This is a genomic window from Streptomyces sp. NPDC059828, from assembly GCF_042731955.1.
Taxonomy (GTDB): Bacteria; Actinomycetota; Actinomycetes; order Streptomycetales; family Streptomycetaceae; genus Streptomyces.
Window position 1 is genome coordinate 80,415 of the sequence record NZ_JBHWIW010000029.1, and the last position, 11,060, is coordinate 91,474.

An 11,060-nucleotide genomic window follows, 5' to 3' on the forward strand; every position below is an offset into this window, starting at 1 on the left:
AGGCCGGGCGCCCGGGACGCAATCGATGTCGACTGCCGCGGACCCGGCCGTCCGAACCCGGGGTGCGGCCCGGGCCACTGGTCGCGGAACGTGATCGCTGAGTCATGCCACCTGACGGTAGGCACAACCGCCCCTTCCCGCCGACCGCCCCCAATTCCGGTGGATACCCTGCTCATTGTGGATATCTTCGTCACCCGGACGAGCGAACTACCGGGGCGAGACCACGACCCCCAGCAGCCCCGGCCCGGTGTGTGCGCCGATCACTGCCCCGACTTCGCTGACGTGAAGCTCCGCGAGATTCGGCACCCGCTCCCGGAGCCGCTCCGCGAGCGCCAACGCACGCTCCGGCGCGGCGAGGTGGTGCACGGCGACGTCCACCTGGCCCGTGCCCGCTCGTTCGGCCGCGATCTCCTCGAGCCGAGCGATCGCCCGCGACGCCGTACGGACCTTCTCCAGGAGCTCGATCCTGCCGCCGTCGAGCTGGAGCAGCGGCTTCACGGCGAGAGCGGACCCGAGCAGCGCCTGCGCCGCGCCGATGCGGCCTCCTCGGCGCAGGTAGTCGAGGGTGTCGACGTAGAAGTAGGCCGATGTGGCCGCGGCGCGCTTCTCGGCCGCCGCCACGGCCTCGTCCAAGGCGCCACCGGCGTCCGCGGCATCCGCCGCCGCGAGCGCGCAGAAGCCGAGCGCCATCGCCACCATGCCGGTGTCCACCACCCGCACCGGGACGGGCGCTTCCCGCGCTGCCAGCACCGCGGCGTCGTAAGTCCCGGAGAACTCGGAGGACAGGTGCAGAGAAACGATTCCGGTCGCACCGGCCTCCGCCGTGGCGCGATAGGTCGCGGCGAAGGTCTCAGGGCTCGGTCGCGAGGTCGTCACCGGCCGCCGCTTCTGCAGTGCGAGGGCCAGTGAGCGCGCCGACAGCTCGGTGCCGTCCTCGAGCGCCTGGTCACCGAGGACCACGGTCAGTGGTACCGCCGTGATGCGGTGCCGCTCCATCGTCTGCGGCGGCAGGTAGGCCGTGGAATCGGTGACGATCGCGACATGGCGGGACATGAGCGGGAGGTTACCGGCAGGGGGCGCCGCACGGCAGCCCGACCCCACCCTGCCCGGCCGTTCCGCTCTGCGAACGCCTGGCGCGCGGGGCTCTGCCTGCCCTGCCCGGGTCCTGCCCGGACGGGACCTAGTTCGTCGTCTCCGGACGCGGCGCCTTCTGCCATGAGTAGGGCTGTTGCCTCGGGTCCCGCTCCGTAAGGGCCTGCGGAGGACGCGCTCCGTCCGCACCCGCTTCGGCGGTCTGCGCCTTCGGGTCGGCCGTCTCCCGTCGTCGGGCCGCCCCCTGATCGGGCGCGGGCGTGTCCGGCCCGGCGGGGGCCAGGTCGGGCATGTCCACCGCCGACCAGTCCGGCTCCGCCCGTGACCAGTCGCGGAGCGCGCCCGCCTCCACGTCGATCTGTGCGCTCAGCGCTTCCAGGTCCTCTGCGGCGAACGCGCGGGCGCGGTCCCGGGCGGCCCAGCGCAGCGAGTCCGCCGATTGCGTGATCCGCTCCACGCGCTCGCGCAGCTCAGGCATCCGCTGCGCGACCCTGCTCCGGTCCGGCTCCCGCTCCAGCCGGCGGAGCTGGTCATCCAGCTCATGGCCGTGCGCGCTCAGCTGCTGGAAGAGGCCGATCGACTCCTTCAACGAGGCATCGTCGGCCACACCGGCGTGCAGCGCGTCCTGAGTGGCCTTCATCGAGGTGCGCAGCCGCACCCGGAGCTGGGCCAGGTCACCGGCGACACCGGTCTGTCCGAGGCTCCTCGCGCGCAGCGTCGTGTCCTCCACCGTGCGCCTGGCCTGGCTGATGGTGCGGTCCACGCCCCTTTTGGCCGCGCCGATCGCCTTCACGCTCACATACACCCCGAGCGCCACGAAGGCGACGAAGAGCAGCGCCAGGATGACGATGACTTCTAGCACGGAACGCCTCCGGTTCGTCTGCGGTGTGTCCTCCCACCGTAAACGGAGCGGGCAGGCCAGGGGTTCCATCGGAACCCCCAACCTGCCCTTAGGGGAAACTCCAGGGACAGCCCCTGGCTTGCCCGGACCTACGCGGTGACGATGTTCACCAGCTTCGGTGCCCGGACGATCACCTTGCGGATCCCGGCCCCGTCCAGGGCCGCGACCACGGCCTCATGCCCCAGTGCCAGGGTCTCCAGCTCGGCGTCCGTGATCGACGGCGCGACCTCCAGACGTGCCTTGACCTTGCCCTTGATCTGCACCACGCAGGTGACAGCCTCGTCCACCGTGTACGCCGGGTCGGCGACGGGGAAGTCCGCGTGGACCACGGACCCGGTGTGCCCCAGACGGTGCCACAGCTCTTCCGCGATGTGCGGGGCCAGCGGGGCGATCAGCAGGACCAGCCGTTCCGCGACCGGCCGCGCCACCGCGCCACCCGCCTTGGTCAGGTGGTTGTTCAGCTCGGTGATCTTGGCGATGGCGGTGTTGAAGCGCAGGGCGGACATGTCCTGGCCGACCCCGTCGATCGCCTTGTGCAGCGCGCGCAGCGTGGCCTCGTCGGGCTCGGCGTCCGCGACGGTGACCTCGCCGGTCGCCTCGTCCACCACATTGCGCCACAGGCGCTGGAGCAGCCGGTACTGGCCGACGACGGCACGCGTGTCCCACGGCCGGGAGACGTCCAGCGGGCCCATCGCCATCTCGTACAGGCGCAGCGTGTCCGCACCGTACTCGGCGGCGATCTCGTCCGGGGTGACCGCGTTCTTCAGGGACTTGCCCATCTTGCCCAGCTCGCGCTTCACGGGCTCACCGTCGAAGAAGAACTTCCCGTCCCGCTCCTCGACCTCCGTGGCCGGCACCGGGAATCCACGGCTGTCCCGGTAGACATACGCCTGGATCATGCCCTGGTTGAACAGCTTGTGGAACGGCTCGACGGACGAGACGTGCCCCAGGTCGTACAGCACCTTGGACCAGAACCGGGCGTACAGCAGGTGCAGCACGGCATGCTCGGCACCGCCGACGTACAGGTCGACACCGCCGTGCGGCTGGCCCTCGCGCGGGCCCATCCAGTACTGCTCGACCGCGGGGTCGACCAGCTGCCGCTCGTTGTGCGGGTCCAGGTAGCGCAGCTCGTACCAGCAGGAACCGGCCCAGTTGGGCATGGTGTTGGTCTCGCGGCGGTAGCGCTTGACCCCGTCGCCCCGGCCCAGGTCCAGCTCGACGTGCACCCACTCGCCGTTCCGCGACAGCGGGGTCTCGGGCTGGGTGTCGGCGTCGTCGGGGTCGAACGTCCGCGGGGCGTAGTCGTCGACCTCGGGCAGTTCCAGGGGCAGCATCGAGTCGGGCAGCGCGTGGGCGACGCCGTCCTCGTCGTAGACGATGGGGAAGGGCTCGCCCCAGTAGCGCTGGCGGCTGAACAGCCAGTCGCGCAGCCGGAAGTTGATGGTTCCCTCGCCGATACCGCGATCGGTCAGCCAGGCGATGATCTTCGACTTGGCCTCGGTGACGGCCAGGCCGTCCAGGGAGATCTCGTCGTTCGACGAGTTGACGGCCGGGCCCTGGCCGGTGAAGGCCTCGCCCTCCCAGCCGTCCGGCGGCTGCACGGTGCGGATGATCGGCAGGCCGAAGGCCTCGGCGAACTCCCAGTCGCGCTCGTCCTGGCCAGGCACGGCCATGATGGCGCCGGTGCCGTAGCCCATCAGCACGTAGTCGGCGACGAACACCGGGATCCGGGTGCCGGTGACGGGGTTCAGGGCGTACGCGCCGGTGAAGACACCGGTCTTGTCCTTGTGCTCGGTCTGGCGCTCGACATCGCTCTTCGACTGAGCCTGCTTGCGGTACGCGGCGACGGCCTCGGCCGGGGTCGCGGCGCCGCCCGTCCACAGCCCCCTGCTGTCCTGCGGGATGTCCTGCGGCCACTCGGCGGGCAGGATCGCGTCGATCAGGCCGTGCTCGGGCGCCAGCACCATGTAGGTCGCGCCGAACAGGGTGTCGGGGCGGGTGGTGAAGACCGTGGCCGGCTCGCCCTCGTGGCCTTCGACCGCGAAGTCGACCCGCGCACCCTCGCTGCGGCCGATCCAGTTGCGCTGTTGCAGCTTGATGGCCTCGGGCCAGTCCAGCGCGTCCAGATCGTCCAGCAGCCGGTCGGCGTAGGCCGTGATGCGCATGTTCCACTGGCGCAGGTTGGCCTTGAAGACCGGGAAGTTGCCGCGCTCGGAGCGACCGTCGGCCGTGACTTCCTCGTTGGCCAGGACGGTGCCCAGGCCAGGGCACCAGTTGACGGGGGCGTTCGACGCGTACGCCAGGCGGTACTGCCCCAGAGCCTCCGCGCGCTCGACAGCGCTCAGCTCGCTCCAGGAGCCGCCGGACGGAGTGGCGCGCTCACCACTCTCGAACTGCGCCACCAGTTCGTCGATCGGGCGGGCCTTCTTCGCATCCTCGTCGTACCAGGAGTTGAAGATCTGAGTGAAGATCCACTGGGTCCACTTGTAGTAGTCCGGGTCGATCGTCGCGAACGACCGGCGCTTGTCGTGTCCCAGGCCCAGCCGGCGCAGCTGGACCTTCATGTTCTCGATGTTGGCCTCGGTGGAGACCCGCGGGTGCGTGCCGGTCTGGACAGCGTACTGCTCGGCGGGCAGGCCGAAGGCGTCGAAGCCCAGGGTGTGCAGGACGTTGTGACCGGTCATCCGCTGGTGGCGGGCGTAGACGTCGGTGGCGATATAGCCGAGCGGGTGGCCGACGTGCAGACCCGCACCCGAGGGGTACGGGAACATGTCCATGATGAACTTCTTGGGGCGGGCGACGGCGGTCGGGTCTCCGGCCAGGTCGCCGCTCGGATTGGCCGCCTCGTACGTGCCGTCGGCGTCCCAGAAGTCCTGCCAGCGTGCCTCGATATCGGCGGCCATGGCCGCCGTATAGCGGTGCGGTGCGGCCTCGGCAGCACCCGTGTTGGTCTCGGTCATGATCCCTTAAAGCTCCATCGGTCGTCTCTGCCAGCGGTCCCGGAACGGGCTGTGCCCACAAACAAAAGGACCCCTCACACAGGAGGGGACGCCGCGCTGACTCCGACCGGATGAGTCACCGGCCGGGACTGGTCAGCGCGGCCCGCTAAGCAGACGGCGTACGGCACGCATGGCGCCAGGGTACCGCAGGGTGCGTACGCGATGTGGGGAGCGGATCAACGGCCCACGAACACGCAGCGTTCAGCCGTACACCGGGGGTGAGCACAATCTCGCCATCTGAGAACGTGATTCCGGCCACGCTCCCACAGCCTTCCGGGCCATTTCAGGCCTTGGGTTACTCGGCGTATCGACCCGTTCCGGGGCAACCCCCGGGTCAGTTGCCGGTCGGACTGACCATTAAACGAGCAAAGCGCGTACTGCTTGGTATGGCTCGACCTAGCATGCGATCCACGGGACCGCTTTCCCGCACCATCGGAGTCGCCCCTATGAACCCTCGTCGCAAGATCCGCTCATCGCCCGGTCAGGACCCGGGACTCAGCCGCCAGGTGCAGGGCGCACTGATTGTGGCCGTTCTTGTCATCCTCCCCGTGATCGCCGTCAGCGGCAGCGACAGCTTCCGCGCCGCCCTGGACTTCGCCTCCGGTGTCCTCTCGCTGGTATCGCTGTCAGCCTCGGTCGCGTGGGGCCTCCTCGCCACCGACCGGCTGCTCCTCAACACACGCCAGCGGCTGCTCGCCCAGGGGTTCCACCGCGGCACCGCGACCGCTTCGCTCGGCTTCCTGCTGCTGCACGTCGCGGTCAAGGTCTCGCTCGGCCACGTCGAGCTGATCGGCGCGCTCATACCCTTCGGCCTCGGGGTCACAGGTACGTCCGCCCTCATCGGATTCGGTTCGCTCGCCGGTCTGCTGATGATCGTCGCCGCGTCCACAGGTGCCGCGCGCAGCGCACTCGCCGGAAACGTCCAGCTTGCAGCGCGCTGGCGGGCCCTGCACATGCTGGCCTACCCCGCCTGGTGTTTCGCACTCGTGCACGGTCTCTACGCGGGTCGCCCCGCGGCCACCTGGGTGACCACGATGTACTGCCTGGCACTCGCCGGCGTCACCGGAGTCGTCGCCCTGCGGCTGCTGCCGGGTCAGGCGCAGCGCCAAGTGGCGGAGCGCCTCATGCTCCTGATGGGAGGCAGCCGCCCGGCGGCCGAAGCCGCCGAGACGTCCCGGCGCGACCTCTCCACCTCTCCTCTTCCGGGCGCCTCAGGGAGCGCGTCGGGGACCGAGTTCGAGCGTGAGTTCCCCCGTCGGCGCCCGGAGGGCATGGACGAGGCCTTGGGACGACCCGGCGCTCAGGCCCTGGGATCCCCGCTCACCGCGTCCCTGGGTCAGCCGCTCGCCCCGCCGCGGGGAGACACCCCGCGCATCCCCGCCCCCTCGCCCGCGCTGTACGAAGCGGCGCCATCGGCGACGGCCTTCGCATCCGCCGGGCCTGACACGGCCGCTGAGTCCCTCCTGGGCAGTGGCGCGTCGTCCCGCGGCTCGCTGGCCGGGGACGGCCCCGGTACGGGAATCTCCGCCGCCTACCGCGCCGTGTCCATGGCCGCTGAAGGACCGGCCCGCACCTCGGGCGCCGCTGAGGCGGCGCCGTCCGGCGATGTCCCCTTCGCCCAGCGCGTCCCGATGACCGAGGAACTCCCGATCGTCGACGAGTCCGGCCCCCGTCCCGAGTCATGGCCGACGCCCTCCCCGCCGCCGCCCGGACAGGCCTTCCCCCCGCCGTCCGCCGCCACCCGCTACGAGACCACCGGCGCCGCTCCGTACGACACCGGCTCGATACCCGCGTACGACACGGGGACGGGCTCCGTACCGGCATACGGGACCGGAACGGGCTCGGTGCCGACATATGACACCGGCTCCGTACCGGCGTACGACACCGGCTCCATGCCTGCGTACGACACCGGCTCCATGCCTGCCTACGGCACCGGAGGCATCCCGGCCTACGGCAGCGGCGGCGCACCCGCGTACGACACCGGAAACATCCCGGTGTACGAGACGGGCGCCATGCCGCAGTACGCCGATCCCTACAGCGCCGCATCCGCGTACGGCGGCGTGGGCGGCGGCTATGCCGACCCGGCCGCGCCCCGCCCGTCGCTGGACGACACGCAACAAGCCCCCGGCCCGCTGTACCCGCCCACTGCCGGGGAGCCCTGGAACACACCCGCAGGAGAACGACCGTGAACGCCCCTCTCCCCGATGTCCCCGAAGTCCGCGTCGTCGGCCTCCCCCAACTGACGCAGGGCTTCGACCTGGTCGAGCGCCTCGACCTCCAGATGCACCTGAAGGTGCACGGTCCGCTCGAGCCCATGACAGGGGAGCGGCTGGCTCAGCTGGCCGAGAACATATCCCTGCGCGGCCGAGGCGGCGCGGGGTTCCCGTTTCACCAGAAGCTTCGGGCCGTGGCCAAGGCAGCCATCCGGCGCGGTGTACGCCCCGTCGTGGTGATCAACGCCAGTGAGGACGAGCCGGCGTGCCGCAAGGACACGGTGATGGTCAACCGGGCGCCCCACCTCATCCTGGACGGCGCACTGCTGGCCGCCGAGGCGCTGGGCGCCCGCACCCTGGTCGTCGCGGTGACCCGCAACTCCACTGAGGTCTCGATGCGCGCCGCCCTCGCCGAGCGGGGGCTGTCCGACCGGCGCGGTCAGCAGCTGCGGGCCCGGGTGCAGCGCAACCCCGAGCGCATGGTCTCCGGTGAGGCCTCGGCGATCATCCGGGCGATCAACGGCGGCCCCGCACTGCCCCCGGGCCGCCGTGAGCGCGCCGCCGAGTCCGGTGTCGGCGGCGCGCCGACGCTGTTGTCGAACGCCGAGACCTTCGCCCAGCTTGCGGTGGCCGCCCGGGTCGGTGCCCGGCGGTACTGCCACGCGGGCCTGGAGAGCGAGCCGGGCACGGTGATGCTGACGGTGTCCGGGGCCGTCGCCCGCCCCATGGTCCTTGAGGTGCCGACCGGTGTGCCACTGCGCTACGTGCTCCAGCTCGCGGGCGCTCCGCCGGTCCCCCAGGGTGTGCTGACAGGTGGCTACCACGGCAACTGGATCGACGCCGCCGCCACGCATGACGCGGTGATCTCGCGGGAGTCGCTGGCCAATGTGGGCGGCGCGCTCGGCGCGGGCGCGATCCTGCCGATCGGTCCCGAGACCTGCCCGCTCGGCGAGGCACAGCGCGTGGCCAACTGGCTGGCCGCCGAGACGGCCGGCCAGTGCGGCCCCTGCAAGCTCGGCCTGCCCGCGGCGGCCGGCGGACTGTCCGACGTCATCAACGGCGGCGGACCGGCCGCGCTGGAGGCGCTGAGGGAGGTCACACAGGCCGTGAAGGGTCGCGGGGCGTGCAAGCACCCGGACGGCTCGGCACGCTTCTTCGCGTCGACCCTGTCGGCGTTCACGGACGATCTGGCGGCGCACGTTCTGCACGGCGGCTGCGGCCGCGAGACGACCGGCGTGCTGCCGCTGCCGCTGCCCGGCTACGAGGAGGCGGCGGAGTCGATCCCGAGCGGTGAGAAGCTCGCCATCGACTGGACGCTGTGCAAGGGCCACGGTATGTGCGCCGAGATCGTGCCCGAGCTGATCCGCATGGGTCCCGACGGCTTCCCCACGGTGGCGGAGGCAGCGGTGCCGACGCATCTGCAGGGCCGCGCACAGCGCGTCGTACGCCGCTGCCCGGCGCTCGCGATCCGCCTTGAGCAGGCGCCCGCGGAGCGGCGCCCGAAGCAGCGCCCGGAGCTGCCCAGTTCCGGCTCCGGCCGCAAGGCGCTTGGCAGCGGGCGGGGTTGACAGGAGACGCGAAAGAGGGCCATCCGGATCGGATGGCCCTCTTCGTTTGCTCTGAACGAGCTGCTGTGGAGCTAAGGAGAATTGAACTCCTGACCTCTTGCATGCCATGCAAGCGCTCTACCAACTGAGCTATAGCCCCTTGCGGTGTGTCGGCCTTTCGGTTTCCCTCGTGGCGACACGGAGAACATTACACGGTCTCCCCGGTGGTTCAGCAAATCGTTTCCCGCGGCTGACCTTTTGATCTGACGTGCCCGTTTTGGGATGGTTGGCGAACGGCCTACCGGCCATCACCCCGACCCCTTCGCGCCCCCTCAGGCTCTTGCGAACGAGTAGAACCTCTTGAGGGCGCAATGCTCATCGAGCAGCCTGCCGTAGATCGGTTCGCCCTCGAGTTCCCGATATGTCTCGATCGGGTCGCCCTTTATGATCAGCGCCCGCGCGCACTCTTCGCACCAGTACTGGTACTCGGGGTTGACGGGGTCCATGTCCCGGACGATCGGCGTGCCGCTGTCACACCAGTCACACTTCCGCCTGTGTGCACCCATCATTCAGCTCCAGCTGTGGCCGCAAGCGGTGCACACGTACGAAATACCTCCGTTGTCACCGAGCACTTGGGCGACCTGAGACGAACCACACGAAGGGCAGCTGAGGCGAGCTCGGGCCTCCACAGGGGCGAGCAGATCATCGCCCTCCTCGAGGCTGCCACCGGGCATCGCCCTTCCTCCCGTTCCGGCCGTCGTCTCCTCCGGCCGTCCCGATTCTGCCATGGCACCGCCACGCGGCACGAGAAGTGGTGGAGACCTGAGGAGGTTGAGGTCACTGAGGGCTGAAGCGCCGAAACACAAAATCCCGCCCCCCACGAGGAGGACGGGATCGATGTGCCAACTTGTGGAGCTAAGGAGAATTGAACTCCTGACCTCTTGCATGCCATGCAAGCGCTCTACCAACTGAGCTATAGCCCCTTGTGTTCTTCGCGCTCCGCGCTGCGAACAAGAAGAACTCTAGCCTGTGACCAGCCGGAAAGTGAAATCCGGCCGGTCCGGGGCATGAGCGGGCGCCACACCCCGCTCAGTCGTCGTCGCCGAGCACCGGCTCGGGCAGCGTGCCCGCATTGTGCTCCAGCAGGCGCCAGCCACGCGCGCCTTCGCCGAGCACGGACCAGCAGCAGTTGGACAGCCCGCCGAGACTCTCCCAGTGGTGCGCCTCAAGGCCCAGCAGCCGGCCGATGGTGGTCCGGATCGTGCCGCCGTGGCTCACCACGACCAGCGCCCCGCCGTCCGGCAGCTTGTCGGCGTGTTCGAGTACCACGGGGGCGGCACGGTCGGCGACCTCGGTCTCGAGCTCGCCGCCGCCTCGGCGCACGGGCTCGCCGCGCTTCCAGGCGGTGTACTCCTCGCCGTACCGGGCCACGATCTCGTCGTGGGTGAGCCCCTGCCAGACGCCCGCGTAGGTCTCTCGCAGCGCCGGGTCGAGGGTCACGTCATGGCCGGTGATGGCGGAGAGGTGGCGGGCCGTGACCGCCGCCCGCTTCAGATCCGACGCGATGATCGCGTCGGGCCTGAGGGAGGCGAGGAGCCGGGCGGCCCGACGGGCCTGACCGACACCGGCCTCCGTCAGCTCGATGTCCGTCGAACCCTGGAAACGCCGCTCCAGATTCCAGGCCGTCTGGCCGTGCCGCCACAGAACGATGCGGCGGTCCCTGCCTCTGCCCTGGCCGGTGGCGCTCAGCTCAGCTCACCGTCCGTGCCGCTGCCGTCTCCCACGAGACGGGCGTGCTCCTCGGCCTTGCCGCGGGTCTTCAGGGCGTCCTCGGGCAGCGGCAGCTCGGGGCAGTCCTTCCACAGCCGCTCCAGCGCGTAGAAGACACGCTCCTCGCTGTGCTGGACATGGACGACGATGTCGACGTAGTCGAGGAGGATCCAGCGCGCGTCGCGGTCGCCCTCACGGCGCACCGGCTTGGCGCCGAGCTCCTTGAGGAGCCGCTCCTCGATCTCGTCCACGATCGACTTGACCTGGCGGTCATTGGGAGCGGAGGCGAGCAGGAAGGCGTCGGTGATCGAGAGGACGTCACTGACGTCGTACGCGATGATGTCGTGCGCGAGCCGGTCGGCTGCCGCCTGGGCGGCGGCGTTGACGAGCTCCAGGGAGCGGTCCGTAGCGGTCACAAGCAGGCTTTCGTCGGTGGTCAAGACCCCTCAAGGGTCTCACGGACCACCGACAGCTCACGCGGTGATTAATCCGGGGCCCGGTCGCGCCCACGGGCCACCCCCAAGCCAACCCGCGGGCC

8 protein-coding genes and 2 tRNA genes are annotated in these 11,060 nt (G+C 70.3%); 2 read left to right on the forward strand and 8 right to left on the reverse strand.

Annotated elements, in window-relative coordinates; all coding sequences use genetic code 11:
* Positions 1-207: 207 nt before the first annotated feature.
* The 3 genes from ACFV6V_RS19005 to leuS all read right to left on the reverse strand — a co-directional run bounded on the left by ACFV6V_RS19005 (position 208) and on the right by leuS (position 4,953).
* Positions 208-1,053, reverse strand: a complete 846-nt coding sequence (locus ACFV6V_RS19005) for a DegV family protein (RefSeq protein ID WP_385566218.1) — start codon at positions 1,051-1,053, stop codon at positions 208-210.
* Positions 1,054-1,180: 127 nt separating this feature from the next.
* The gene (locus ACFV6V_RS19010; RefSeq protein ID WP_385566220.1) at positions 1,181-1,954 is read right to left on the reverse strand and encodes a hypothetical protein; all 774 of its coding nucleotides are present in this window, start codon (positions 1,952-1,954) and stop codon (positions 1,181-1,183) included.
* Positions 1,955-2,082: 128 nt separating this feature from the next.
* On the reverse strand, positions 2,083-4,953 hold the full coding sequence (leuS, locus tag ACFV6V_RS19015) for a leucine--tRNA ligase (protein WP_385566223.1): 2,871 nt from the start codon (positions 4,951-4,953) through the stop codon (positions 2,083-2,085).
* A 485-nt stretch (positions 4,954-5,438) separates the two neighbouring features.
* Between leuS and ACFV6V_RS19020 the strand changes: the two genes are divergently transcribed.
* Both ACFV6V_RS19020 and ACFV6V_RS19025 read left to right on the forward strand, forming a co-directional pair.
* On the forward strand, positions 5,439-7,181 hold the full coding sequence (locus ACFV6V_RS19020; protein WP_385566225.1) for a hypothetical protein: 1,743 nt from the start codon (positions 5,439-5,441) through the stop codon (positions 7,179-7,181).
* Positions 7,178-8,773: an NADH-ubiquinone oxidoreductase-F iron-sulfur binding region domain-containing protein gene (locus tag ACFV6V_RS19025; RefSeq protein ID WP_385566227.1), complete on the forward strand. Its 1,596-nt coding sequence runs from the start codon at positions 7,178-7,180 to the stop codon at positions 8,771-8,773. Before ACFV6V_RS19020 ends, ACFV6V_RS19025 begins: the two co-directional genes overlap by 4 nt.
* Before the next feature lie 66 nt (positions 8,774-8,839).
* Here ACFV6V_RS19025 and ACFV6V_RS19030 read toward each other — a convergent pair.
* From ACFV6V_RS19030 to rsfS, 5 genes are all read right to left on the reverse strand, one after another.
* Positions 8,840-8,912, reverse strand: a tRNA-Ala gene (locus ACFV6V_RS19030).
* A gap of 172 nt (positions 8,913-9,084) precedes the next feature.
* Positions 9,085-9,318 (reverse strand): hypothetical protein, encoded by a 234-nt coding sequence (locus ACFV6V_RS19035; RefSeq protein ID WP_361279755.1) that lies wholly within the window; start codon positions 9,316-9,318, stop codon positions 9,085-9,087.
* A 344-nt stretch (positions 9,319-9,662) separates the two neighbouring features.
* A tRNA-Ala gene (locus ACFV6V_RS19040) sits at positions 9,663-9,735 on the reverse strand.
* Positions 9,736-9,841: 106 nt separating this feature from the next.
* Positions 9,842-10,501 carry a histidine phosphatase family protein gene (locus ACFV6V_RS19045; RefSeq protein ID WP_385566247.1) on the reverse strand — a complete coding sequence of 220 codons (660 nt, stop codon included), beginning with the start codon at positions 10,499-10,501 and terminating at the stop codon, positions 9,842-9,844.
* The gene (rsfS, locus tag ACFV6V_RS19050; RefSeq protein WP_385566250.1) at positions 10,498-10,938 is read right to left on the reverse strand and encodes a ribosome silencing factor; all 441 of its coding nucleotides are present in this window, start codon (positions 10,936-10,938) and stop codon (positions 10,498-10,500) included. The genes ACFV6V_RS19045 and rsfS overlap by 4 nt, the downstream gene beginning before the upstream one ends.
* Positions 10,939-11,060: the final 122 nt, after the last annotated feature.